The 24690-nt window shown below is 66.6% G+C and carries 16 protein-coding genes and 2 pseudogenes; 10 read left to right on the forward strand and 8 right to left on the reverse strand.

The features are described 5' to 3' along the window. Positions 1-92: 92 nt before the first annotated feature. Positions 93-1166 carry a glycoside hydrolase family 5 protein gene (locus OZ10_RS05880; protein ID WP_039564136.1) on the reverse strand — a complete coding sequence of 358 codons (1074 nt, stop codon included), beginning with the start codon at positions 1164-1166 and terminating at the stop codon, positions 93-95. A gap of 307 nt (positions 1167-1473) precedes the next feature. Between OZ10_RS05880 and OZ10_RS05885 the strand changes: the two genes are divergently transcribed. Continuing rightward, positions 1474-2532, forward strand: a complete 1059-nt coding sequence (locus OZ10_RS05885; protein ID WP_039411639.1) for an NAD(P)-dependent alcohol dehydrogenase — start codon at positions 1474-1476, stop codon at positions 2530-2532. A 351-nt stretch (positions 2533-2883) separates the two neighbouring features. Here OZ10_RS05885 and OZ10_RS05890 read toward each other — a convergent pair whose 3' ends face one another. The 3 genes from OZ10_RS05890 to OZ10_RS05900 all read right to left on the reverse strand — a co-directional run bounded on the left by OZ10_RS05890 (position 2884) and on the right by OZ10_RS05900 (position 9847). Further along, on the reverse strand, positions 2884-4365 hold the full coding sequence (locus tag OZ10_RS05890; protein WP_039411636.1) for an FAD-dependent oxidoreductase: 1482 nt from the start codon (positions 4363-4365) through the stop codon (positions 2884-2886). A gap of 426 nt (positions 4366-4791) precedes the next feature. Further along, positions 4792-9264, reverse strand: coding sequence for a glutamate synthase large subunit (gltB, locus tag OZ10_RS05895; RefSeq protein WP_039564137.1), 4473 nt, complete (start codon positions 9262-9264; stop codon positions 4792-4794). A gap of 202 nt (positions 9265-9466) precedes the next feature. After that, positions 9467-9847 carry an I78 family peptidase inhibitor gene (locus OZ10_RS05900; RefSeq protein ID WP_039414956.1) on the reverse strand — a complete coding sequence of 127 codons (381 nt, stop codon included), beginning with the start codon at positions 9845-9847 and terminating at the stop codon, positions 9467-9469. Between the two features lie 57 nt (positions 9848-9904). Between OZ10_RS05900 and OZ10_RS05905 the strand changes: the two genes are divergently transcribed. Next, positions 9905-11176 (forward strand): DNA topoisomerase IB, encoded by a 1272-nt coding sequence (locus tag OZ10_RS05905; protein ID WP_202902984.1) that lies wholly within the window; start codon positions 9905-9907, stop codon positions 11174-11176. Positions 11177-11256: 80 nt separating this feature from the next. On the opposite strand, the gene OZ10_RS05910 is transcribed toward OZ10_RS05905, so the two are convergent. Then, complete coding sequence (locus OZ10_RS05910; protein ID WP_039414950.1) at positions 11257-11601, reverse strand: hypothetical protein; 345 nt, start codon at positions 11599-11601, stop codon at positions 11257-11259. Positions 11602-11847: 246 nt separating this feature from the next. On the opposite strand from OZ10_RS05910, the pseudogene OZ10_RS05915 reads away from it, so the two are divergent. Then, positions 11848-14250: pseudogene (locus OZ10_RS05915) on the forward strand (penicillin acylase family protein). 157 nt (positions 14251-14407) lie between these two features. Here OZ10_RS05915 and OZ10_RS05920 read toward each other — a convergent pair. Further along, positions 14408-15277, reverse strand: a complete 870-nt coding sequence (locus tag OZ10_RS05920; protein WP_039564139.1) for an NmrA/HSCARG family protein — start codon at positions 15275-15277, stop codon at positions 14408-14410. 173 nt (positions 15278-15450) lie between these two features. Here OZ10_RS05920 and OZ10_RS05925 point away from each other — a divergent pair, with 173 nt between their 5' ends. After that, positions 15451-16326 (forward strand): LysR family transcriptional regulator, encoded by an 876-nt coding sequence (locus OZ10_RS05925; protein ID WP_039564152.1) that lies wholly within the window; start codon positions 15451-15453, stop codon positions 16324-16326. Between the two features lie 85 nt (positions 16327-16411). Here the strand turns inward: OZ10_RS05925 and OZ10_RS05930 are convergent, their stop codons facing one another. Then, complete coding sequence (locus tag OZ10_RS05930) at positions 16412-17284, reverse strand: LysR family transcriptional regulator (RefSeq protein ID WP_039414104.1); 873 nt, start codon at positions 17282-17284, stop codon at positions 16412-16414. Positions 17285-17475: 191 nt separating this feature from the next. Here OZ10_RS05930 and OZ10_RS05935 point away from each other — a divergent pair, with 191 nt between their 5' ends. The 6 genes from OZ10_RS05935 to OZ10_RS05960 all read left to right on the forward strand — a co-directional run bounded on the left by OZ10_RS05935 (position 17476) and on the right by OZ10_RS05960 (position 24097). Then, entirely contained in the window at positions 17476-17886 is a 411-nt protein-coding gene (locus OZ10_RS05935; protein WP_039414107.1) for a DoxX family protein, read from the forward strand. A 13-nt stretch (positions 17887-17899) separates the two neighbouring features. Next, on the forward strand, positions 17900-18826 hold the full coding sequence (locus OZ10_RS05940; RefSeq protein ID WP_039564140.1) for a pirin family protein: 927 nt from the start codon (positions 17900-17902) through the stop codon (positions 18824-18826). 352 nt (positions 18827-19178) lie between these two features. Further along, a complete protein-coding gene (locus OZ10_RS05945) occupies positions 19179-19565 on the forward strand; it encodes a BlaI/MecI/CopY family transcriptional regulator (protein ID WP_039564141.1) in 387 nt (128 codons plus the stop codon). A gap of 3 nt (positions 19566-19568) precedes the next feature. Next, complete coding sequence (locus OZ10_RS05950; RefSeq protein WP_039564142.1) at positions 19569-21296, forward strand: M56 family metallopeptidase; 1728 nt, start codon at positions 19569-19571, stop codon at positions 21294-21296. 999 nt (positions 21297-22295) lie between these two features. Continuing rightward, positions 22296-22862, forward strand: a complete 567-nt coding sequence (locus tag OZ10_RS05955; RefSeq protein WP_039414115.1) for a hypothetical protein — start codon at positions 22296-22298, stop codon at positions 22860-22862. Between the two features lie 92 nt (positions 22863-22954). Next, on the forward strand, positions 22955-24097 hold the full coding sequence (locus OZ10_RS05960; RefSeq protein WP_039564143.1) for a saccharopine dehydrogenase family protein: 1143 nt from the start codon (positions 22955-22957) through the stop codon (positions 24095-24097). A gap of 261 nt (positions 24098-24358) precedes the next feature. On the opposite strand, the pseudogene OZ10_RS20555 reads toward OZ10_RS05960, so the two are convergent. Next, a pseudogene (locus tag OZ10_RS20555) lies at positions 24359-24672 on the reverse strand (DUF1868 domain-containing protein); the annotation flags it as partial. Positions 24673-24690: the final 18 nt, after the last annotated feature.

The following is a 24690-nucleotide window of genomic DNA, read 5'->3' on the forward strand; positions in this document are numbered from 1 at the left end:
CATCGCGGCAAGGTCCTCGCAGTGCAACGTTGGCGCAAAAGAAATGGCCGCAGCTGCGCGCTGCGGCCACCATCCCGTGCAAGCGAGGCCGGTTACTTGCCGGCGCGGCGCGCGTACTTGCTCAGGATGCGCATCTGCGGCTTGTCGCTGCCGTCCTTGCCCGGCTGCACGGTGAACGGGTAATCCGGCTTCCACCACGCGCCGGCAGCCCACCAGGTCCAGCCCAGCCACACGTCGCTGTTCTGTTCCATATAGGTCAGCATGCCTTCCAGTGCCTTGTCGCAGACCGGGTTGTTGGCCGTGCCGAATTCGCCCAGGAAACCTTTCTGCTTGTTCTCGCGCAGCCACGCGGTGAAGCCGCGCAGCTTTTCTTCGCCCACCGAGTCGCTGGTGCACATCGGCTTGGTGCCGCTGTAGTCCTTGTCCAGGTACTGATGCGCTTCGAAGGCCAGGTTGTTGCCAGGGTCCTTGAGGATTTCCAGCGCCTTGGCGTTGGAGACGCCGTAGCTGGTGCTGCGCCAGCTGTGCGCGCCGGTGTACGCGGTGCCCGGCACCAGAATCAGGTTCTTGGCGCCGGTCTTGCGGATCGCGTTGATCGCGCCCTGCGCGGCGTTGGCCCAGTCCGGGGCTGAAATGCCGTTGGGCTCGTTCATCAGCCCGAAGATCACCGCCTTGTCGTCCTTGAACTCCAGCGCCAGCCGGCGCCACAGATCGGCCAGTGCGGCAGCGGGCACCTCGTTGGTGCCGATGCGCTGGCCGCCGTACTTGGCGTAGTTGTGCAGGTCTAGAATCAAGGACTGCTTGTTGGCCTTGGCAGCTTTGAGCGATTTTTTGATCAGTCCGAGCTGCGCCGCATCCAGGTTGCCGTTGAGCTCGGGCTGCAGGCGCTCCCACAAAAAGGGCAGGCGCATCGTATTCATGCCCTTGCCGGCGAAGTAGCTGAAGTCCGACGCGGACGGGTAGGTGTAGTCCTTGAACAAGGTGCCGGGCTTTTTGCGCGAGTTGAACTCGGCACCGGACAGATTGACCCCGACATATTTCAGGCCGGTGGACTCTTTTCCGGGACGGCCAGGTTCCTTGGCCTGCGCCTGCGGCAGGGCCGCCAGCAAGGTCAGTGCAAGCGCGGCATTGCGCAAGGATGGGAGTAGCGGGGGAGTGCGGAACATGGAAGCCTCCTTCGGCATCGACGTGGGTGGCCGCGGGGGGAGGGCACGGCCAGCAGGAGATGGTGCAGGGCGATCGGCTGCCCGATGAGCCTAGAAGCTTGCACGTTAGCGTGCCATTCACGCGCGCACCCTGGATTTGATCGCGCAAAAACCCGGCGCAGCGCATGATGCGCCTGCGGTAGCGTTCGCAAGAGGACACACAAGACGCACTGTCGCATGAGCGCGACGGGACGCTGTCTTAAGCTACCGCCACTGTTTTCCTGTCGCCCGCGTCTGTCGTGGGTGACGCAACGTCCCGGAGTATTCCATGAGCCAAGCCCACGCCTTTGCCGCCCGAGCCGCCGATCAGCCGCTTGCCCCGTTCGTGTTCGAACGGCGCGCGCCCGGCCCGCATGATGTGCAGATCGACATTGCCTACTGCGGCGTCTGTCACTCGGACCTGCACACCGCACGCAATGAATGGCACAACACCCTGTACCCGTCCGTTCCCGGTCACGAGATCGTTGGCCGCGTGACTGCGGTGGGTAATGCCGTGACCGGCTTCAAGGTCGGCGACCTGGCCGGCGTCGGCTGCATGGTCGACAGCTGCCGCAGCTGCGCCTCCTGCCAGGAGGGCGAAGAGCAATATTGCGAAGCCGGCTTTACCGGCACCTACAACGGCCCGATGTTCGGCGGCGGCGAGAACACCTACGGCGGTTACTCCGACCATATCGTGGTCGACCAGAAGTACGTGCTGCGCATCTCTCATTCGGACAACCTGGCTGCGGTGGCACCGCTGCTGTGCGCCGGCATCACCACCTATTCGCCGCTGGCGCACTGGAAGGTGGGCCCCGGGCAGAAGGTGGGCGTGGTCGGCCTGGGCGGCCTGGGCCACATGGCGGTGAAGATCGCCAAGGCGATGGGCGCCACCGTGGTGCTGTTCACCACCTCCGAGGGCAAGCGCGCCGACGCGTTGCGCCTGGGCGCCAGCGAGGTTGTGATCTCCAAGGACGAGGCGCAGATGGCCGCGCAGTACAACACCCTGGATTTCATCCTCAACACCGTGGCCGCGCCGCACAACCTGGACCCGTTCCTCAACGCGCTCAAGCGTGATGGCGCGATGGTGCTGGTGGGTGTGCCCGAGCAGTCGCATCCGTCACCGAGCGTGTTCAACCTGGTGATGAAGCGCCGCACCCTAGCCGGCTCGTTGATCGGCGGCATCCGCCAGACCCAGGAAATGCTGGATTTCTGCGCCAAGCACAACATCGTCTCGGACATCGAAACGATCCGCGCCGACGAAATCAACGAGGCCTACGAGCGCATGCTCAAGGGCGATGTGAAGTACCGCTTCGTGATCGACATGGCCTCGCTGGACAAGGCGGCCTGATTCGCGATTGGGTCAGGGTGTGATGCCACCATCTGCACTGCAATACAACGCAGATGGTGGCATTGCGCCAGCGGAGTAGCGCAGCCGCGCAGCGCACTGCTCCGGCATCTCGAAGCCCCCGGATTTTCCATCTGCTACGACTGCATGGCCATGCGCAGACGGCACTCTTGCGGTGCCCTTGCACTGCCGCAGCGAACTCAATGCCAGTCTGTTCCCTTTGCAATGGAGGGGGGCACGCCATCAGTCGCGACTTGTTCGCTCCCGGACACGCTGAGGCCTGCGCAGAAGCCTCGGTGCCGGCAGTCGAGATCAGCAGACAGGCAACGAGCAACTGAGAGCGGGCGCCGAATCTCAGGCCGCGGCCGGCTCCTTGACCTGCGCTTTCACTCCCAGCATCTGCACGATGCTTCCTGCCGCGTCGCGGCCTTCGGCCACGGCGGTGACCACCAGATCCGCACCGCGCACGCAGTCGCCGCCGGCGAACAGGCGTGGGTTGCTGGTCTGATAGGGCAGGCGGCCATGGCCGTCGGAGGGGGCAACGATGCGGCCGTTGCTGCCGGCCTCCACGCCTTGCGATGCCAGCCAGTCGGGCAGGGTGGGCGAGAAGCCGAAGGCGATGATCACCACGTCCGCTTCCAGCAGCGACTCGCTGCCTTCCACCGCTACCGCGTTGCGGCGGCCGCTGGCGTCGGGGTCGCCCAGCCTGGTTTCCACCACGGTCACGCCGATGGCTTCGTCGTCGGCGCCGGATTCGATCGAGAGCGGCTGGCGGTTGAACAGGAAGCGCACGCCTTCTTCGCGCGCGTTGGCCACCTCGCGCGCCGAGCCCGGCATGCTGGCCTCGTCGCGACGATACGCGCAGGTGACCTTGGCCGCGCCCAGGCGAATGGCGCTGCGCACGCAGTCCATGCCGGTGTCGCCGCCGCCCAGCACCACCACGCGCTTGCCGTTGAGGTCGGGCAGGGCGAGCTGGTCTTCCCAGCCGGCGATCGGCCGGCCATGCGGGTCGTTGCCGCTGACGATGCGGCTGTTCTGCACCAGAAACGGCAGCGCCGGCAGCACGTTTTTCAGGTCCTGCCCGGGCAGGCCGCCGTCGGTGTAGCGGTACGCACCGGTACCCAGGAACACCGCGTCGTATTCGCCCAGCAACTGCTCGATGCTGATGTCGCGGCCGATCTCCACGCCCAGGCGGAACTGCACGCCCATGCCTTCCAGGATGTCGCGGCGCTTGCCGATCACCGACTTGTCCAGCTTGAAGCTGGGGATGCCGAACTGCAGCAGGCCGCCGATCTGCTCATAGCGGTCGTAGACCACTGCCTCGATGCCGGCACGCACCAGCCGGTCGGCACACGCCAGCCCGGCCGGGCCGGCGCCGATCACCGCCACGCGGTGGCCGCTGGGCTGCACATTGCCCAGGTCCGGGCGCCAGCCCATCTTGAAGGCGGTATCGACGATGTACTTTTCCACCGCGCCGATGGTGACCGCGCCGAATTCCTCCAGCGTGCAGCTGCCTTCGCACAGGCGGTCCTGCGGGCACACGCGCCCGCACACTTCCGGCAGCGGGTTGGTGGAATGGCATAGCGCGGCGGCTTCTTCGATGCGGTTTTCCTGCACCAGTTGCAGCCACTGCGGGATGGCGTTGTGCACCGGGCATTTCCAGCTGCAGTACGGGTTGCCGCAGTCCAGGCAGCGGCCGGACTGGTACTGCGCGTCGGCCTTGTCGAACTTGCCGTACAACTCGCCCCAGTCGCCGGAGGTACGCAGCTCCACCGGAATGCGCGTGGGCATGGTCCGGGGCAGGTCGAGGAATTGGAAGGCTTGCTTGCGGCTCATAAGAAAATCCGTGGCTGATTCCCTTCTCCCGCGTGCGGGAAAAGGTGCCCCGAAGGGGCGGAAAAAGGGGCGGCCGGGCCTGTGCCCTCACCCCCGACCCCTCTCCCGCCAGCGGGAGAGGGGAGCACTGCGACGACTCTGACGATGTGCTGCCAGCATTGCGACTGCGGTCCTTCTCCCGCACGCGGGAGAAGGTGCCCCGAAGGGGCGGGTGAGGGTTGGCGGGCACGCGCCCTTACCCCCAACCCCTCTCCCGCCAGCGGGAGAGGGGAGCACTGCGACGACTCTGACGATGTGCTGCCAGCATTGCGACTGCGGTCCTTCTCCCGCCTGCGGGAGAAGGTGCCCCGAAGGGGCGGATGAGGGTTGGCGGGCACACGCCCTCACCCCGACCCCTCTCCCGCAGGCGGGAGACGGGAGCACAACTCAGGCGGCGCGCCGCAGCGACTCAGTGAGCGACTCGATGCTGGCGGCCTTGGGTTTGACCAGCCAGAACTTGCCGATGTAGTCGCGGAACTCGTCCAAAATCTGTTGCGCCCAGATGCTGCCAGTGAGCTCGCGGTGGCGACTGATCAGGGTATGCAGGTGCTGGCGATGGTTCTCGAAGCCTTCGGCGGAGACGCGGTGGATGTCGATCAGCTCGTGGTTGTAGCGGTCCACGAAGTCGCGTTCGATATCCAGCACATAGGCCAGGCCGCCGGTGAAGCCGGCGCCGAAGTTCAGGCCCACCTTGCCCAGCACCAGCACCACGCCGTCGGTCATGTATTCGCAGCAGTGGTCGCCTGCGCCTTCCACCACCGCCAGCGCGCCGGAGTTGCGCACCGCAAAGCGCTCGCCCGCGCGCCCGGCCGCGAACAGCTCGCCGCCGGTGGCGCCGTACAGGCAGGTGTTGCCCACGATCGGCGTGCTGCGCGCCTCAAAGCGCGCCCCGCGCGGCGGGCGCACCACCAGCCGGCCGCCGGCCATGCCCTTGCCGACGTAGTCGTTGGCTTCGCCTTCCAGCTCCAGCTGCAGGCCACCGGCATTGAATGCGCCGAAGCTCTGCCCGGCAGTGCCGCGGAAGCGCAGGTTCAACGGCGCATCGCTCATGCCGTGGTTGCCGTGCACGCGCGCGATGGCGCCGGACAGGCGCGCACCGATCGAACGGTCGGTGTTGTGGATCAGGAAGCGATGGTCGCCGCCGGTCTTGTTGGCGATCGCATCGGCCAGCAGGCCGTCCATCTGCGTGGCCAGGCTGTCCGGCGATTCGTACAGGCGCTGGGCGGCGCAGTGGCTGCCGTCGTAGCGCGCATGGGTGAGCAGGCGCGACAGATCGACCTTGACCCCGGCGCGCGGTGAGACCTCTAGCTGTTCGAGCAGGTCGGTGCGGCCGACGATGTCGTCCAGCGAACGCACGCCCAGGTACGACAGCCACTGGCGCACTTCTTCGGCCAGCAGGCGGAAGAAGTGCTCCACCCGCTCCGGCAGTCCGGTGAAGTAGCCGGCACGCAGGCGCTCGTCCTGGGTGGCCACGCCGGTGGCGCAGTTGTTGAGGTGGCAGATGCGCAGGTACTTGCAGCCCAGCACGATCATCGGCGCGGTGCCGAAGCCGAAGCTGTCGGCGCCCAGCAACGCGGCCTTGACCACGTCCAGGCCGGTCTTCAGGCCGCCGTCGGTCTGCAGGATGGTGCGCTCGCGCAGGTCGTTGGCCACCAGCGCCTGGTGCGACTCGGCCACGCCCAGTTCCCACGGCACGCCGGCATAGCGGATCGAGCTGACCGGGCTGGCACCGGTGCCGCCGTCATGGCCGGACACGGTGATCAGATCCGCGCCGGCCTTGACCACACCGGCGGCGATGGTGCCGACGCCGGCATGCGCCACCAGCTTCACCGACACCAGCGCGGTGGGGTTGACCTGCTTGAGGTCGTAGATCAGCTGGGCCAGATCTTCGATGGAATAGATATCGTGGTGCGGCGGCGGCGAGATCAGGCCGATGCCGGGCTTGGCGTAACGCAGCCGGGCGATCAGTTCGTTGACCTTGTGGCCGGGCAGCTGGCCGCCTTCGCCGGGCTTGGCGCCTTGGGCGACCTTGATCTGCAGCACCTCGGCGTTGACCAGGTACTCCGGGGTCACGCCGAAGCGGCCGGAGGCCACCTGCTTGATCTTGGAGCGCTTCTCGGTGCCGTAGCGGGCCGGGTCTTCGCCGCCTTCGCCGGAATTGCTGCGCCCGCCCAGCCGGTTCATCGCAATGGCCAGTGCTTCGTGCGCTTCGGGCGACAGCGCGCCCAGGCTGATTGCGGCGCTGTCGAAGCGGCGCAGCACATCGGCCGCGGGGGCGACCTCGTCCAGCGGGGTGGGGGTGTCGGCACGCTTGAGCTGGACCAGGTCACGCAGCGTCGAGGCCGGGCGCGAATGCACCGCGTCCACGTACTTCTGCCAGTCGCCGGCGTCGCCGGTACGCGTGGCGCGCTGCAGCGTCATGACCACGTCCGGGTTGTACATGTGGTACTCGCCGCCGTGCACGTACTTGAGCAGGCCGCCCACTTCCGGCTTGAGCTGGTCGTTCCAGGCGCGCGCAGTGAGTTCGCGCGCCTCGGTGTTCAGCCGCGCCAGGCCCACGCCGCCGATGCGGGCGGGGGTTTCGGCAAAGCACAGCTCCACCACGTCCGGGTCCAGCCCGACGATCTCGAACAACTGCGCGCCGCGATAACTGGCGATGGTGCAGATGCCCATCTTGGAGATGATCTTGGACAGGCCCTTGTAGATGCCCTTGCGGTAGCGGCGGCCGATCTGCGACTGCTCGCCGCCCTTGCTCAGCTGCAGGATGCCGCGCCGGCCCAGGTCGAACAGCGTCTGGTAGGCCAGGTACGGATACACCGCGGTGGCGCCGAAGCCGAGCAGGCAGGCCATGTGGTGCGCATCGCGCGCGGTGCCGGTTTCGATGATCAGGTTGACGTCGCAGCGCAGGCCCACCTTGCACAGGTGGTGATGCACCGCGCCGGTGGCCAGCAGCGCATGCGCCATCGGCCGGTCGGGCACCGGGTAACGGTCCGACAGCAGCAGCATTACCGCACCGGCGCGCGCTGCGGCCTCCACTTCCTGGCAGATGCGTTCCAAGCCGGCCTTGAGGCCTTCTTCCACGCTGTAGGACAGGTCGATCAGGCGGTTGCGCTCGACGTACTGCTCCATCTTCAGCAGCTGGCGCAGCTTGCGCTGGCTGAGCACCGGCGAGTTGAGGATGACGTGGTTCACCGTCTCCGCGCCGGCGTGGAAGATGTTGGTCTCCTTGCCGAGCTGGGTGGTGAGCGACATCGCGATGCCTTCGCGCAGCGGGTCGATCGGCGGGTTGGTGACCTGCGCGAAGGCCTGGCGGAAGTAGTCGTACAACGGCCGGGTCTGGCGGCTGAGTACCGCCATCGGGGTGTCGTCGCCCATCGAGCCGGTGGCTTCCTGCTCGGTTTCGGCCAGCGGGCGCAGCACCTGTTCCACTTCCTCGGTGCTGAGCTGGAACAGCTTGTGGTAGCTGCGCAGGGTCTGCTCGCTGAAGGGTTCTTCCACCAGCGAAGGGTCGATCAATTCGGTCTGCAGGTAGGTCACGCCCTGCTGCAGCCATTGCTTGTACGGCGCGCGCGCGCGGTTGATGCGGTCGATGGCGTCCGAGTCCAGTAGGTCGCCGCGCTTGAGATCGATCGCCATCATCTCGCCCGGGCCCAGCTTGCCCTTGCGGGTGATGCGCTCGGCGGGCAGTTCCCACACACCGGCTTCGGAGGCCACCAGGAAGTGGCGGTCGGAGGTCAGCATCCAGCGGGCAGGGCGCAGGCCGTTGCGGTCCAGCATGCAGGCCGCGTAGCGGCTGTCGCAGGCCACGATGCCGGCCGGGCCGTCCCACGGCTCGGTATTCAACCCGTAGAACTCGTAGAACGCGGCCAGGTCGGCGTCCTTGAACTCTAGCGACTGGGTCGCCGGCGGCACCAGGATGCGCAGCGCCTGCAGCAGGTCCATGCCACCGGCGATCAGCAGCTCTAGCATGTTGTCCAGGCTCTGCGAATCGGAGCCGTGCATGGAGATCACCGGGTCGAATTCGGCGATATCGAAACGCGGGGTCTGCCACACCTTGCTGCGCGCCTGCGCCCAGCGCCGGTTGCCTTCGATGGTGTTGATTTCGCCGTTATGCGCGAGCAGGCGGAATGGATGCGCCAGCGGCCAGCGCGGCAGCGTGTTGGTGGAAAAGCGTTGGTGAAACACAATCGCGCTGGAGGACAGGTCGCTGCGCTGCAGGTCCGGGTAGAACGTGCTCAGCTTGTCCGGCAGCACCATGCCCTTGTAGCTGATGCCATTGGGCGAGAGGGTGGTGACGTAGAAGTTTTCGACCGCATGCAGCGCCTGCTCGGCGCGGCGGCGCGCCAGGAACAGCGCCAGGGTGAAGCCGTCTTCGGTCTGTTCGGCGCCGGCATCGACAAACACCTGTTCGATGCGCGGCAAGGTGTCGCGTGCCAGCTGGCCGCACACGCTGTCGTCGGTGGGCACCACGCGCCAGCCACGGAACTGCACGCCGGCGCTGTGCAACTGCGTTTCCAGTTCGGCGCGACATCGCGCGGCCTCGGCCTCGTCCAGCGGCAGGAACACCACACCGGCCGCATAGCGCGTGCCCAGGGTGATACCGGCATCGCGTGCCAGCCCGCGCAAGAACGCATCGGGTTTGCGGATCAGCAAGCCGCAGCCGTCGCCGGTGAGCCCGTCGGCCGCCACACCGCCGCGGTGCGTCATGCGCGAGAGCGCGGCAATCGCGGTGTCCACCAGCGAGCGGGAAGGTTGGTCGTCCAGCTGGGCGACCATGCCAAAACCACAGGCGTCGCGCTCATCGCGCACGCTGTTGTAGAGACCGTAGTCGTGGAGCCCTTGGCGAGTGCGGGGGGCCATGTGTGCCTCGTTGCGATCTAGGAGAGCGGCGACGACGTTGCAGCGCTCGATCCGTGGAGCGTTTCGAAGAGGTCACCGGATGATCGACTAGACCACAGTTGATGCGGTGCCGCAATACACCGTTACAGCTGCAACGAGGCCGGCTGAAAGCCCTCGTGCCAGCTGGCTTGGCGCCTGTCCGGCGACAGGCGCCAGGGCGTGCTCAGCCGCAGCGCACCGAAGCGATAGTGTTCTTGGCGTCCACTTCCAGATTGAGCCGCTCGCCGTTGAATTCCATGGTGGTCATCTGACCGGGCTTGAGCACGCGCACCGACTTGGCGCCCGCATCGCTGCGTGCCTGTTCGCTCACCGCATCGGTCAACGCCTGACCCACCAGCGATTGCACCTGGGTGGCATCGCAACTGCCGATCGGCGGGGCGTCCGGCGCGGCATCCGGCGCAGGCGCAGAGGCCTGTTCGGCCGCATGCTGGGCAGTGGCGGTGACCGCTTCCTGCTCATCGGGTTGCGGCTTGTTGCAGGCGGTCAATGCAGTCAGCACGACCAGGGTGCAGGCCAGGCGGGCAATAGGCAGGACAGCGCGCATCGATGACTCCAGCAAAGGGGGATGCCCCAAGCATAAGCACAAAGTCGCGCGACGGGCATCGCATGCCCACACGCCGTTGTCGTTGCGTTGACGCGGCCTAGTCCCGCCCGGCCCAACAATCGGCGCCAGTCCCTCGACGTGTGCGCAATGAAAGCCAAACGTGTTCTTCGCAATGCCACCGCCACGGCCAGCACCGTCGGCAAGCTCGCCAGCGTCGCCACCGGTGCGGCGGTGGCCAGCGCGGCCGTCGCCACCGTGGCCGCCGTCGCGCAGGCCAAGGCCACCGCGCGCGCGGCCGGGCTGATCTATGTCAACGACCAGCAGCCCGGCATCAGCCGGCGCAAGGCAGGCAAGAGTTTCAGCTACCGCAGCGCCGACGGCGATCGCATCGCCGATGCCGACACCCTGCAGCGCATCCGCTCGCTGGCCATCCCACCGGCATACACCGAGGTGTGGATCTGCGCCAAGCCCAACGGGCATCTGCAGGCCACCGGCCGCGATGCGCGGCGGCGCAAGCAATACCGCTATCACGCCGATTGGGCGCAGGTGCGTGGCGAAGGCAAGTTCGAGCGCGTGATCGCTTTTGGCACTGCATTGCCCAAACTGCGGCGGCGCCTGCGACGCGATCTGGCGCTGCCGGGCTTCCCGCGCGAGAAGGTGCTGGCGGTCGTGGTGGCCTTGCTGGCCGACACCCTGGTGCGCGTGGGCAATGCCGAATATGCGCGCAGCAACCGCTCCTACGGGCTCACCACGCTACGCAACCGGCACATGGAGTTTCTCAAGGGCGGGCGTGCACGGCTCAAGTTCCGCGGCAAGAGCGGCCAGGATCACGAGATCGAGGTGGACGACAAGCACCTGGTCAAATTGATCCGCGAGTGCCAGCAGCTGCCGGGGCAGTCGCTCTTCCAGTACCGCGACGACGATGGCCAGTTGCAGCCGGTGGACTCGGGGGAGGTCAACGACTACCTGCGCGAGGCGATGGGCGAGGACTTCACCGCCAAGGATTTCCGCACCTGGGGCGGCACGCTGGCGGCGCTGCAGCGCCTGGCGCGGCTGCCATTGCCCGAGCGCAGCAGCGAGCGCGCGCTCAAGCAGGTGCAGAACGATGTCATCCGCGAGGTGGCCGACGCGCTGGGCAATACGCCGTCGGTGTGCCGCAAGGCCTACATCGACCCCTGCGTGTTCGAAGGCTGGCGCGCCGGCGAGCTGCAGGCCATGGCCAATGGCGTGCGTGGCGAGCGGCAATGGGAGGCGGCCACGCTGAAGTTCCTCACCGCCTCACGCGCCAAGCTCAAGACAGCGACAAAGGGCGCTTCCAAGCGCAAGTGAGCGGGAGCGGCCCGGGACCGAAAAGCCGCGATGCTTTTCGATTCCCGATTCCCGATTCCCGATTCCCGATTCCCGATTCCTCAGCCGCAATACACCGCCGTGATGTTGTTGGTCGGGCCGGTTTCGATGCTCAGGTGATCACCGCCGCTTTCGCTGGCACCCTGCGCCGGGTCGGCCAGGCCGCTGGCGGTGGTGCCGCCGGTGGTGCGTTCGCCGCGGCGCACGCTCACCTGCAGGCTGTCGCTGTCCACGCGCGCGCGCTCGATGGTCTGCGCGGCTGCGGCCAGGCCCACGATGCCGCGGACCTTTTCGATATGGCATTGGCCGGAGATGGCCCCATCGATGGGCTGCACCTGCGCGACCTGGTTGGAGGCACAGGCCGAGAGCAGCAGCACGGCGGCGAGCGGGGCGAGGGTGCGAATCATCGGGCGTCTCCAGCGGAAGAATGGCGCAAGCGTGAAGAACCCGTTGTTGGTGTGGCATGAAGATGCTGCGCCACCTTCTTCCAGATAGCCTGCCCAGGCTCGCCAGCTGTCATCACTGCATTGAGATAGGTGGGCCAATGATCGCCCACGGCGATTCGCTTGCGACGCTAGCGCTTCCGGTGTAGCGCGCCGCACCATGCTGCGACAGGCGCAGGCTGCGATGCGTCACCAAAGGGGATCGGTAGCATGACCATCAACGCGTTGCTGTGTGCACTGTGCCTGGCCTGCAGCGCGCTGGTGCCGACCGTTGCGCGCGCAGCGCCCTTGCCCCGCCAGACCACCATGACAGTTGCCGGTCTCGAACAGCCGGCGCAGATTCGCGTTGATCGTTGGGGCGTGGCGCATCTGTATGCGAAGACCGACAACGACGCGTTCTTCGTACAGGGCTTCAACGTGGCGCGCGACCGGCTGTTCCAGCTGGATCTGCTGCGTCGCAAGGGCCTGGGTCGGCTGTCCGATGCCTTCGGGCCGGCGTACGTCGAACAGGACCGCGCCGCGCGGCTGTTCCTCTACCGCGGCGACATGGCGCGCGAATGGGACAGCTACGGGCCCGACGCCCGGCGCGATGTCGGCCGCTTCGTGGCCGGCATCAACGCCTATATCGCGTGGCTGGACGGCCACCCGCAGGCGCTGCCCTACGAATTCGGCAAGCTGGGGTACCGCCCGCAACGCTGGGCGCCGGAGGATGTGCTGCGCATCCGCACCACCGGCCTGAGCCGCAACGTCAAGAGCGAAGTTGCGCGCGCCAATGTGGCCTGCAAGGCCTCACTGGCGGTCGATGCGGTGCGCCTGACATTGCAGCCGGCCTGGACCACCGCGTTGCCGGATGGCCTGCACCCCTGCCTGCCGAAAGACGTGCTGAAGGTCTACGAGCTCGCAACGCAAAGCCCGAAGCTGAGCGCCGACACGCCGCTTGCGGCAATTGCCGCAAGGCCTTCGACCATTGGTGAAGAAGCTTCCGCCGAAGGCAGCAACAACTGGGTCATCGCGCCGCAAAAATCCGCCACCGGCCATGCGGTGCTGGCGGACGACCCGCATCGGGCCTACAGCGTGCCCAGCCTGCGCTACTTCGTGCATCTCTCCAGCCCCGGCCTGGACATCATCGGTGCCGGCGAGCCCACCGCGCCCGGCATTGCGATCGGGCATAACCGCACCAGCGCGTTCGGCCTGACCATCTTCAATATCGACCAGGAAGATCTGTACGTCTATCGGTTGCGCCCCGACGACAACGCGGCGTACTGGTACCAGGGCCAGTGGGAGCCGCTGCGTACCGAGCACGAACGGATTGCCGTGCGTGGCGCAGCCCCGGTGACGGTGGCGCTGCAATTCACCCGGCATGGGCCGGTGATCTATACCGATGCCGAAAGACATCTGGCGTACGCGCTGCGGTCGGTATGGAGCCAGCCCGGCGCCGCGCCGTACCTGGGTTCGCTGCGTTATCTGCGCAGCGCCTCGTTTGCGCAATTCAAGGCCGCGCTCGCGCACTGGGGCGCGCCGTCGGTCAATCAGGTCTACGCAGATGTCGAAGGACACATCGGTTGGGCCACTGCGGGCATGACGCCGCGCCGCGATCACGGCGATGGCTTGCTGCCGGTGCCTGGCGATGGGCGGTATGAGTGGAACGGTTTCTGGAACAACGACGCGCTGCCCTCGTCACAAAATCCCAAAACCGGCTTCATCACCACCTCCAACGAGATGAACCTGCCTAAGGACTACCCTGTTGCGCAGCGCAAACTCGGCTTCGAGTGGGCCAACGACGCACGTCATGCGCGCATCACCCAGGTGCTCTCGCAGCTGCCCAAGGTGACCTTGGAGGATTCGGAAAAATTGCAGAACGACCAGGTCTCGTTGCCGGCGCAGCGCCTGGTCGCGCTGCTGAAGCCGCTGCAGTCGCAGGACCCTGCAACAAGCGCCGCACTCGCGTTGCTGCGCCCATGGAATGGCGAGGTCAGCGCAGCGTCTGCTGCCGCAGCGCTGGAAGAGGTCTGGTTCAGCCGCTACCTCGGCGATGCCTACAAGGCGCTGCGACTACGCCCGTCAGAAGCCGCCAGCTTCGGCGCGCCCGATGCCGCGGCCATGCTGGATGCGCTTTAGCATCCCGGCGCCGCGTTCGGTGCCACGCCTGCAGCGCGCCGCGACCAGCTGCTGCTGGAGTCGTTGCGCAGCGCGTACCAGGCATTGGTCGCACTGCAGGGCCCCGATCCCAGCCAATGGCAATGGGGAACATTGCACACCAACAAGGTTTCGCATGCGATGAGCGCCGTGGCCGGCGCCGACCGTACGCTGCTCGATGTCGGCCCGTTCGCCAAGGGCGGCAGCCCGTATACGCCCAATCAATCCAGCTACGACCCGGTCGATTTCCGCCAGACCATCGGCCCTTCTGCACGCCTGATCATCGACCTGGGCAACTGGGACAACTCAAGAGCCATGAACTACCCCGGCCAGTCCGGCGACCCGGCCAGCCCGCATTACCGCGACCTTGCACCGCTGTGGCTGCAGGGCCGCTACTTTCCGCTGCTGTACACGCGCGCTGCGGTGGATGCGGCAACCGAACAGGTCTTCGATCTGGTGCCGGCGCAGGCGCGTTGACGGTGTCGATCGGCGGATGTTGCGCAACACGCGTGGTGAAAACCGGATTGCGCTGTGAAGCAACGCTGCCGCGCTGCAGTGTCATGGCATGCAGCGCGGCCTCTTGCGCACGGTGCACAGCAAGCGCGCAAGGTGCGCGCGTGCTGTGCATTAGCGATCACGCCCACGCCGTCGCTTCGCGCACGAAGTCTGCATAGCTGCGCAGCGGGCGCCCCAACATGGCCTGCAATGTTTCAACCGTGCCCTCGGCCGCGTGCATGCCAAAGCGCTGGATGCCGGCCATCATCAGGCGCATGTCATAGGCCAGCCAGGACGGACCGTAGCTAGCCAATTGCGCTTCGAAGGCCGCTACGTCATCGCCGGCGTAGGCGATCTCACGGCCGAGCGCTGCGCTCCACACCCTGGCAGCATCCGCGCCGGTCAGCGCCTGCGGGCCAACCAGGTCGAGCGTCACACGCGGCAGCGGGCCGTCTGCGCGGTCGCGGCGCAGCAGTTCGATCACGGCGATCTCGGCAATGTCGCGTGCATCGATCATGGCGATGCCCTTCGCGCCGATCGGCATCGGGTAAACGCCGTAGTCGGTGATCGTCTGCTGCACCATGCCTTCGTTTTGCATGAAGTACGCCGGACGCAGGATGGTTGCGGGGATGTCCAGGCGTTCGATCATGCGTTCGACGCTGTGCTTGCCGGTGAAGTGCGGCACGTTGGTGAACTTGTCGGCGTGGATCACCGACAGATAGACGATGCGTTCGATGCCCGCTTCCTTGGCCAGGTTCAAGGCGATCAGTGCCTGCGTCACTTCGTCGGGGGTGACCGCATTCAACAGGAACAGGGTGCGCGCCGATGCCAGTGCCGCGCGCATCGACGCGACGTCGGTGAGGTCTGCCACCACTTCGGTGACACCTGCCGGGAAGGAGCGCTTGCCCCGTTGGCGAACCAGCGCTGTGACCTGTGCGCCGGCATCGGCCAGGCCTTGGGTGACGAGGGAACCGACAGTGCCGGTGGCACCGGTGACGAGAATGCTCATGGTGAATCTCCTGGTGTGATGTGAGAAATGACGGGGTCAGCGCGACTGGCCGGCGGGAGGAGTGGTGCGCGTTGCGGTGTGGCCGGTGCGTCGCGGTAGGGAAACCATATGCCGTTGCACCGACAGTACGAAGACGCCAAGATGTGGACGACCCGTCTCAAATGTGGAACACCATGGATCTCAATGCCCTGATCGATTTCGCGCTGGTCGCTGCCAACCAGGGCCTGGGCAAGGCCAGTCGCGCCAGTGGCCGCTCCAAGGCGACGTTGTCGCGACGCATTGCCGAGCTGGAAGAGCACCTGGGCGTGCGGCTGGTGGAGCGCAGCCCGCGCGGCCTCAAGCTCACCGAAGCGGGGCAACTGCTGATGGACCGTACCGAAGTGCCGCTGAGCGAGGTGGCCGAGGCCATGGCCGCCGCGCGCGAGGGCCTTTCTGTGCCGCGCGGGCGTCTGCGCGTGGCAGCACCGGCGCTGTTCTCGCAGCTGGCGATGGGCCGTATCGGCGCGGAGTTCTGCGCGGCCTATCCGGAGATCGTGCTTGAGGTAGTGGCGGAAGATCGAACCGTCGATCTGGTGGAAGAACAGTACGATGTGGCCATCCGGATCAACCCAAGCCCGGACAGCAGCCTGGTTGGTCGCTGCTTTGCCAAGGATCGCCTGGTGGTCGTGGCCGCGCCCGGCATCGCCATGCCTACCAGCAGCACGATCACACCCGTTGCCGCTGTCGTGATGTCGAGCTTCCAGCCGACTACATGGGCTCTCGATGACGGGCGCCTGGTCCTGGAGCCCATTCCAAGGCTGCGGTTTTCCTCATTCCTGATGATCCGCGACGCGGCAATTGCAGCTGGTGGTGTGGCGTTGATTCCGCAGTCGATTGCATGGAACCAACTTGCGCGTGGCGAACTGGTGCAATGGGGCACGATCTCCGGCGTGGAACCGGCGCTGTGGGTGTTGCACACCTCCAGGCGTCTTGCTGCACCCAAGGTTCGCGCCTTCGTGGATTTCATGTGCGACAGATATCCAGACGTATCGCTTGTGTTGAAGGGGTAGCGATGGCGCCATCGCTCGCAGGAACGCGCACCTTTGCAGTGGCGGCGCTGGACGAAAATTTCTGAAGCGTTGCCGCCACTGAACTTCAGACAGCGCCGCCGAAGCGCTCCATCAACAGATCGGTCAAGACACGGATCTTGCGCGCAGGGTGAGCGGCTGGCGCTCGAACGACATACAGGCCGGCCTCCGGAGGTGGATATCTGGTCATGACACGGACAAGTGCACCGGAGGCAAGGTGATCGGCGATGAGAAAGTCCGGCAGTGCCGCAATGCCGAGGCCGGCAAGCGCAGCGGAGGCAATCGCGGTGCCGTTGTCGGCCTTGAAGCGACCGCGTGGATGCAGCGTCACCATCTTGTCGCCGTCCATCAACCGCCAGCTTTCCGTACCCTGCAACAATGCCTCATGCGTCAGCAGTGCCGCAGGTGTGTCGGGTTCCCCGTGTTTGCGCAGGTAGTCGGGCGTGGCCACCAGGCTGCCACGCATTGGCGCCACGCGACGTGCAACCAGGTTTGAATCGGCGAGATATCCGAGCCGGATTGCGCAATCGAAGCCTTCGGCGACGATGTCGATAAAGCGATCGCTGTAGCAGGCATGCACCTGCAGCGCTGGATGCCGACTGGCCAGTTCGGCGAGCACGGGGGCCAAATGCGTGGGGCCGAACGTCAGCGGCGCCGCAATCCGCAGGCGGCCACGCAGATCGCCGGCAGGCAGGATGGTCTCGCGTGCGGCATCCATCTCGGCGCACATGCGCGCGGCGTGCTCTCGAAATGTCGCGCCTGCCTCGGTGACGGCCGCGCCGCGGGTGGTGCGTGCGAGCAGCTGTATCCCCAGTTCTCGCTCGAGCCGGATCAGACGACGGCTGACGATGGATTTGGCAAGGCCCAGGCGCCTGGCCGCTGGCGACACTCCGCCTGCGTCGGCTACCTCGACGAAGGTTCGCAGGTCCTCGAATTCCATGTGGCGTTCCGGTTTATGCGACACGGCATGTCGCTTGACGCGGCTAGCTTAGCGGCAATGGGGACGCCACAGTTTGCTCAGGGGCGAACGCACGGCCAGCGTTTCACCGAGCGGAACGCTCTGATCTCACTTCGTCCGGCACACGCCGGCCAATCACCAAGCGCAGCCCATCTTTTCTGGAGCAACATCTCATGCCTACATCCTCCCTATCCAAGCAAGCCACATCCGGGCGTGTCATTCACGGTCTGTCCTGGACCTTGCGGCTCTTCGCCGCCGTGGCGTTCTTCGCTGCCGGTGCTGCCAAGCTGGCAGGTGTTCCGATGATGGTCGAAGTGTTCGATCACATCGGTCTGGGCCAGTGGTTTCGCATCGTCACCGGTGCGATCGAAATCATCGGCGCCATCGCGTTGCTGTTGCCGACGACATTCGCTTTCAGCGCTGTAGTGCTTGCGGCCATGATGTTCGTCGCGACCGGCGTGCACCTGTTCGTCATCGGCGGTAGCCCGGTGCCGGCCATCTTCCTGATGGTGGTGACCGCGACGATCGCCTGGTTGAATCGCGCACGCGTCACGGCCGCGCTGCGCACAGTGCGCTCGGCCTGATCAGGAGCGCGCCATGAAGACGCTTTCGCTGCCGATCTCTTCCCCGCTGGCTTCTCTTGCGTCGCCGCCGCTCCGTGCGATCACCCACCGGACGCGCGGCAATGGCGCCGGTGGGCCCATCACGCGACTCATGAGCCCCTCCGACCTTGGGCAAGCCCTGAAACCGTTCGTCTTCCTCGATATCTTCGATGCGCAAGGGCCCATCATCCATACGATGTCCGACATGCCGCTGCACCCGCATTCGGGGATCGCTACCGTCACGGTGTTTACCGAAGGCCGCATGCATTACCACGACCCCGCACGTGGTCGCGGCACCATCGGCTATGGCGGCGTGGAATGGATGCGCGCCGGCCGTGGCGTGTGGCATGGCAAAGAGATGGCCCTACCAGCCGATGCTTCCTGCATCCAGGGCTTCCAACTATGGCTAGCACTGCCGGCAGCATTGGAACTGGCGGAGCCGCAGAGCCACTACATCCAAGCGCAGCACATGGCCAAGGTTGGGCCAGCGCATGTGGTGATCGGTCACTACGAGGGCGCACAAAGTCCGGTCGATGCTCCCGACGGCATCAATTACTTATTGGTGACACTGAAGCCCGGCGAGCGCTGGACCTATAAACCGCCCGCCGGTCACCTGGTGGGGTGGTTGGCCGTTGCCAGCGGCACGCTCGATGCCGGCACACCGCTGCAGCGCGGCGACCTGGTGGTGTTTGCCGACGACGGCGCACCCATCGTGCTTGAAGCACGTGGCAGGGCTAGTGCCGTCTTCGTGCTTGGCTCGGCGATTCCACATCCGCACGCCTTGCACCTTGGCTATTACTCGGTGCACACCAACGCACGGGCCCTGGCCATCGGTGAAGAGCGCATCCGGGCGCTCGGAAAGAAAATGAAGGATGCAGGCGACAGAACCACGGCTTCCGGAACGATCCCGGTCTTCAGGTAAATGCGGGCATTTCCGCTCATACGCTGCGAAGCGCCGGTATCTCTCGCCGGCGAGTCACACGGCTACACGGGCGTGCACATCGCGATGCAGTTGACGAGCAACGGATGCCGGTACCCGATGCTGTCGCCGAAGTTGGGCCAGGCGCTTTGCGTTGATGCTGGTACCACCGCTTGAGCGACGCGGTGGCCTGCTGTTCAACAACATGGCCGAGGCATTCTCCGCTCGGCCGTTGCGTTCGGCCTAATCCGGCAGCCGCAGCCGCAGCCGCACCTCCGGCCCCCTGCCATCCGACCTATTGACGACAGCTGTAGTCACGGCTACGGTAGCGACAACTGTAGTCAGGGAGAGCGGCATGCGCGGCAAGACCATCGGGGACCAGGAGCTGGCCCTGCTGCAACACATCGAAGAACAGCGGCATGCCAGCGTGGGCGAAGTGGCGGCCGCCTTCGGCGAGCCGCGCGGGCTTGCCCGCTCCACGGTGCTGACCATGATGGAGCGCCTGCGCACCAAGGGCTTTCTGCGCCGCAAGCAGGTAGACGGCATGTACCGCTACAGCGCCACCGCCGGCCAGGACGATGTGGTGCGCGGTGCGGTGGGTCAGTTTGTGGAAAAGACCCTGCAGGGCTCGGTGTCGCCGTTCGTGGCGTGGATGTCGCAGCGCGTCGACGTCAGCGACACCGAACTGGCCGAACTCGAAGCGTTGGTCGCCAAGCTGCAATCGCAGCGCAAGGAGGATTGAGTCATGTCGCCCCAGATCGAAGCGGTGTTATGGAAGCTTGGCGCCACCAGCATGCAGACCGCGGTGCTGGTAGTGGTGGTGTGGGTCTTGTGCCGCAGCCTGCGACGCCTGCCGGCTGCGACCCAGGCCTGGCTGTGGTGGCTGGTGGGCGTGCAGGCGGTGGTGGGCCTGGTGTGGAGCAGCCCGGTGCAGTTGCCGGTGCTGCCGGCGCACACCGTGGCCACTGCAGTGGGCACCGCCGAGGCGGTGGCGCCGGCGGCAACCGCCGCCGCTGCGGCATCGACGGCGGCCACCGCCAGTGCCACCGCGCAGGCCATGCACCTCAGCACCTGGTCGCCCTGGGCGGCAGGGGTGTTTGCGCTGTGGCTGGCCGGCGTGCTGGTGGTTTCGGCCGGCACGGTGCGCGCCTATCGGCGTAGCCGCGCATTGGTGCGTGCGGCGACGCCTTGCACCGATACCGCGCTGGTGCAGGCCTTGCACATGGCCGCCGAGGCGCATGGCTTGTCGCGCCCGCCCGCGTTGCGCTTGTCCTCGCAGATCGATTCGCCGCAGTTGATCGGCCCGTGGCAGCCGGTGTTGCTGCTTCCGGCCAAGCGCCTGGCGCAGATGCCCGACAACGACCTGGACATGGCGCTGACCCACGAGCTGATCCACCTGCGCCGCCGCGACCTGTGGTGGGGCTTGCTGCCGTCGCTGGCCCAGCACCTGTTCTTCTTCCATCCGCTGGTGCACCTGGCCGCGCGCGAGTACGCCATTGCCCGCGAAGCGGCCTGCGATGCCGCGGTGGTTGCCGGGCACCGGCATTGCCGCCATGACTATGGACGGTTGCTGCTGCAGTTTGGCGTGGCGCCGCGCCCGCTCGGTGGCGTGGCAAGTGCGTCGCCTTCGCTCCTGAGCTTGAAGCGCAGGCTGCTGCTGCTGCAGGACACCAGCGCCTTTCCGCGGCTGGCCGCCGCTACCATCCTGGCCACGGTGGCCGTCTGCGGGGTGATGCCGCTGCGTCTGGTCGCCATGCCGGTGCCGGCGCCGTCCCCCGGCATGCGGCCGGTTGTGGTAACGACCCCGGCAGCACCACGCGCTGCACGCGCACAGGTCAGCAGCGCTGCAGGCCCCGCGGATGCTGCAGCGCCGATGAGCGCGTTGCCTGCACCCGCGCTTCCGGCGGCGCCTGCGCACGCCGCTGCCCCTGCCGCGCACGGTGTCATCGCCGATGTGCTGGGCGCCGAGCCGCTCCACGACGAGGATGCAGATCCAACGCATAGCGGCTGGAATCTCGACCTGGACCGCATCCGCCGCGATGCCACGCGCGACGCGCAGGCCGCGCTGCAAGATGCACTCGCTGCCAACGACCACGACCAGGAACTGCAACAGGACCAGATGCAGGCCGCGCAGGACGCATTACAGGACGCACGCGAACAATTGGCGGCGTTGGGCCCGGAACTGGCGCAGGCCAAACAGGACGCGCAACAGCAGGCGCGCGAAGCCGAGCAGCAGATCCGCGACATGGCCCAGCAGCATCGCCAGGCGCAATACGCGTACGCCGCTGCAGTGCGACAGGCGGCTGAGGTGTCCCGGCAGCAGGCCGAGATGGGCAAACAGGCCGCACGTCAGGCCCGCGCCGAGGCTGCGCGCGGGCAACGGGAAGCCGCGCAGGCGCAACGCGAGATGGCGCAAGCACAGGCGGACGCCGAACAAGCGCAAGCAGAGGCAGAACAGGCGCAGAACAACTAGCAGCCATGAACCTGGCCACCGCGCTCACCGTCGGGCGGGTACGGCCGGTGACCGGGGTCGGCATGGACCAGGTGCCTGCTCCGGTTCCGGGCGCAGCCTGCTGAGCGCACCATCGCACCAGCTGACGGCCGCGCGCAGCGTCTTGCCGGCCGCTGCAGGTAGCGAGGCGACGCAGCGACCGAACATTAAAGAGCCAACCGTTGTGGGGTCGTTGCAGACCGCGCGTCACCTCAGCACGGGTCTCTGGTAGCTCCACAGCGGCAACGCGTGGCGTGCAGCCTCACTCCAGTTCCGGCCGTACACGGCCGGCAGACAGGCGGCCGCAGTCAGCACGTCCTGACGCCAGGCACCCGCCGACGCAACGCGCTGGCTTCGCGTCGGGAACAGGCAGCACCCGCATCACCAAGGGCCCGCCACAGCCCGGCACTCCTGCGTAGCGACGCCTGCAGCGTCGGCAACGCCGTGGCCGCGTGATCGCTGTTCCATCCGCCTGCGTGCCCTGCGCAGGCGGCACCCAACTCACTGTGCCTCTCGTGGAGATCTCACATGATCCAGACCACTGTTCCAGTGCTGTGCCTGCGTTCGGCGTTGCTGCTGGCGCTTGCTGCAGCAACCGGCCCCGCCGCGATCGCAACCGCCTCTGCGGCACCTGCGGTTGCCCTCGTACGCACCTCCCTTGCTGCGCCGTTGCTGGCTGCTCCCGCCAGTGCTTCGATAATGCCGGTTGTTTCCATCGCGCGTGTTTCGCCTGTGGGCAGCGCAACGGCTGCACTAGCAGTAGCTGATATGACCTTCGCGCAGGCCTCGTCTTGTGCCTCTGCATTGCGCGCGCCTGCGATGTCTCCAGTCGCACCGGTCGCATCCGCGTCGCCTGCAGCTGCATCAGCAACGCCCGCGGTTAGAGCAGTTCGCGCGTTGCCAGCTGCGCCTGCACCGACAAGGCCGATTGCATCCCCGGCAGCGGTTGCACCAGCAGCACCCGCACGCCTGCCTGCAAGCGTGAACAGAGCCTGCGGTAACGCGGCCGCAAGCATCCCGTCCGAAGGCGACGCCTACGTGTTGGTGCACGGCAATCGCGAAGTGATGCACGGCACGCCCGATGATCTGCAGACGGCACGACGCTACGCAGGCAATGGCGCGCGCGTGCTGTGGTTTCGTGCCGATGGGAAGCAATACCTGGTGCGCGATCCAACCTTGTTGCATCAGCTGGGCGTAGCGCATCTGCGCAGCGAGCAATTGGCCGACGCACAGGCCAAATTAGCCGCACGCCAGCACACCTTGAGCGAACGGCAAGCCGCACTCGCCGCGCAGTTGTCTGCACAAGCCGAACCGCGCCAGCTGCAGGCTTCGACCAGCACAGCATCGGCGGCTGCATCCAGCTCAGCGCAGCACGCTGCCACGCCCGATGCATTGCAGGCGTTGGCGCAGCAGCAACATGCCCTGGCGCAACAGCAGGCCGTGTTGGCGAGCAAGCAGGCCGGTGCTTCCAGGCTGGCGACGCGGCAAGCCTTGAAGGTGTTGCGCGAAGCATTGAGAAGCGGCCGCGCGACGCGCATCGCCGGTTAGCTGCACTGCGCCACGCCGCGCGTGCAGATGCAGGTGCATGTAACACGGTGCGCTCGCCGATACTGTGCATAGACACAGACGGCGAGCAGGCGATGACGTATCGGGTAGTGGTGTTGGGCGGCTTCGGCCACTTCGGTGCACGCATCGTGCGTGCGCTGGCGGCAACGGCGCGGATCCATGTGATTGCAGCCGGGCGGCATCCGGGCGATGTGGCGACCAAGTGGCCGGGTATCGCACCCGGCAGCATCTCTACCTGCCGCCTGGATATCGATGCGCACGACTTTGCCGCGCAACTGGCCGCCACCGGCGCCGATGCGGTGGTGCACACCGCCGGCCCGTTCCAGGGCCAGGACTACGCGGTGGCGCGCAGCTGCCTGCAGGCCGGCATGCATTACATCGATCTGGCCGACGGCCGTGCGTTCGTACGTGACTTCGCCGGCGCGATGGACGCCACTGCACGCCAGGCGCAGCGCGTGGCGATCAGCGGGGCCAGCACCTTGCCGGCACTGTCCAGCGCCGTGATCGACGCACTGCTGCCGCGCTTTTCGGCGCTGCAGGAGATCCGCATGGTCATCGCGCCCGCGCAGGGCACGCCGCTGGGCCTGGCCACGGTGCGTGCGGTGCTGTCGTACTGCGGCGCGCCTTTCCACTGGTGGCAGGCTGGCCGCTGGCAGCAGGTGGTGGGGTGGGCACGGCCCACGCGCGTGCGGTTCGCCCAGCTCGCCCCACGCCTGGCGGCGCCTTGCGACGTGCCCGATCACGAGCTGTTGCCGCAGCGCTATCCCGGCGTGCAGACCGTGCAATTCCGTGCGGCGCTGGAAGTGGCGTTCCTGCAGCGCTGCCTGGCTGTTGTCGCATGGTTACGCCGCTGCGGCCTGCCGTTGCCGATGCAGCGCCTGGCCGAGGTGTTCGCGCACGCCGCGCGCTGGTTCAACCGCTTCGGCACCGACCTGGGCGGCATGCGCGTGGAGCTACGCGGTACCGGACAGGCCACGGCCGAGCAGGGTGCTGCGCATCCACTGCAGCTGCAATGGGACCTCACCGCGCCCATGCTGCATGGGCCGGAAATTCCGTGCTTCGCGGCGGTGTTGCTGGTTCGCAAACTCGCCGCTGGCCAGCCGCTGCCGATTGGCGCGCATGCCTGCATGGGGCTGCTGACGCTGGGCGACTTCGAGCAGGAGTTTGCTGCCTGGCAGATGACCACCGAGGTGTCGGAGGCGGGTGAGGGCATCTAGTGCAACGCCGTATGCGGTGTCTGCCAGCGTCGGCACGTGATCGATCACGTGCAACATCAACCTGCGCGCGCGCGTTGGAGTGCCTGTGCTGCCAGCGCGGAGTGGGGGCAGGGCGGGGAAGCACCGCAGCTCCCGCACTGCAAAAATCGACGGACGTGCTTGGATCGAGAATGTTGGCCTAACCAAGCGAGATTGCGCACCCTCACCCCAACCCCTCTCCCGGTGGGAGAGGGACTAAACGGCATCGCTGCATTCCGCGCATCAAACTTCCCGCACTGTCCGAAATGCATCCATGTCGCAAACGTACAAATGGAAATGCGGGACGGTGATCGGGCGCGCTGCCGCGAGTCGCTTGAGCCAGTCGCGCACTGCAGCACGGTAGTCCGCCTGCTCCGCGGCATCGAGTGTCTCGCACAGGTAGGCGAGTGAGATATGGAACTGGAAGTGGGTGTAGTCGGGCGCTGCAGCCGGGGCAGGTTCATCAACGCCTGACGTGCAGTCTCCAACCGTTGCGCGGTGCGCGCGTCCGCAGGGTGCAGCGGGATCAGCAGGTTATCGTTGGTGCCGATCACGGCACGCAGGCAAAGCGGTGC

Origin of the sequence: Xanthomonas cannabis pv. cannabis (assembly GCF_000802365.1) — a bacterium.
In the GTDB taxonomy this organism is placed as follows: domain Bacteria; phylum Pseudomonadota; class Gammaproteobacteria; order Xanthomonadales; family Xanthomonadaceae; genus Xanthomonas; species Xanthomonas cannabis.

What these genes read in the sequence shown, in the direction of transcription:
- OZ10_RS05945 (WP_039564141.1), top strand. Translation starts at nt 19,179, where the DNA reads ATGCGCGGCAAGACCATCGGGGACCAGGAGCTGGCCCTGCTGCAACAC.
- gltB (WP_039564137.1), bottom strand. Translation starts at nt 9,264, where the DNA reads ATGGCCCCCCGCACTCGCCAAGGGCTCCACGACTACGGTCTCTACAAC.
- OZ10_RS05930 (WP_039414104.1), bottom strand. Translation starts at nt 17,284, where the DNA reads ATGGAATTCGAGGACCTGCGAACCTTCGTCGAGGTAGCCGACGCAGGC.
- OZ10_RS05880 (WP_039564136.1), bottom strand. Translation starts at nt 1,166, where the DNA reads ATGTTCCGCACTCCCCCGCTACTCCCATCCTTGCGCAATGCCGCGCTT.
- OZ10_RS05900 (WP_039414956.1), bottom strand. Translation starts at nt 9,847, where the DNA reads ATGCGCGCTGTCCTGCCTATTGCCCGCCTGGCCTGCACCCTGGTCGTG.
- OZ10_RS05910 (WP_039414950.1), bottom strand. Translation starts at nt 11,601, where the DNA reads ATGATTCGCACCCTCGCCCCGCTCGCCGCCGTGCTGCTGCTCTCGGCC.
- OZ10_RS05940 (WP_039564140.1), top strand. Translation starts at nt 17,900, where the DNA reads ATGAAGACGCTTTCGCTGCCGATCTCTTCCCCGCTGGCTTCTCTTGCG.
- OZ10_RS05935 (WP_039414107.1), top strand. Translation starts at nt 17,476, where the DNA reads ATGCCTACATCCTCCCTATCCAAGCAAGCCACATCCGGGCGTGTCATT.
- OZ10_RS05920 (WP_039564139.1), bottom strand. Translation starts at nt 15,277, where the DNA reads ATGAGCATTCTCGTCACCGGTGCCACCGGCACTGTCGGTTCCCTCGTC.
- OZ10_RS05960 (WP_039564143.1), top strand. Translation starts at nt 22,955, where the DNA reads ATGACGTATCGGGTAGTGGTGTTGGGCGGCTTCGGCCACTTCGGTGCA.
- OZ10_RS05950 (WP_039564142.1), top strand. Translation starts at nt 19,569, where the DNA reads ATGTCGCCCCAGATCGAAGCGGTGTTATGGAAGCTTGGCGCCACCAGC.
- OZ10_RS05890 (WP_039411636.1), bottom strand. Translation starts at nt 4,365, where the DNA reads ATGAGCCGCAAGCAAGCCTTCCAATTCCTCGACCTGCCCCGGACCATG.
- OZ10_RS05925 (WP_039564152.1), top strand. Translation starts at nt 15,451, where the DNA reads ATGGATCTCAATGCCCTGATCGATTTCGCGCTGGTCGCTGCCAACCAG.
- OZ10_RS05885 (WP_039411639.1), top strand. Translation starts at nt 1,474, where the DNA reads ATGAGCCAAGCCCACGCCTTTGCCGCCCGAGCCGCCGATCAGCCGCTT.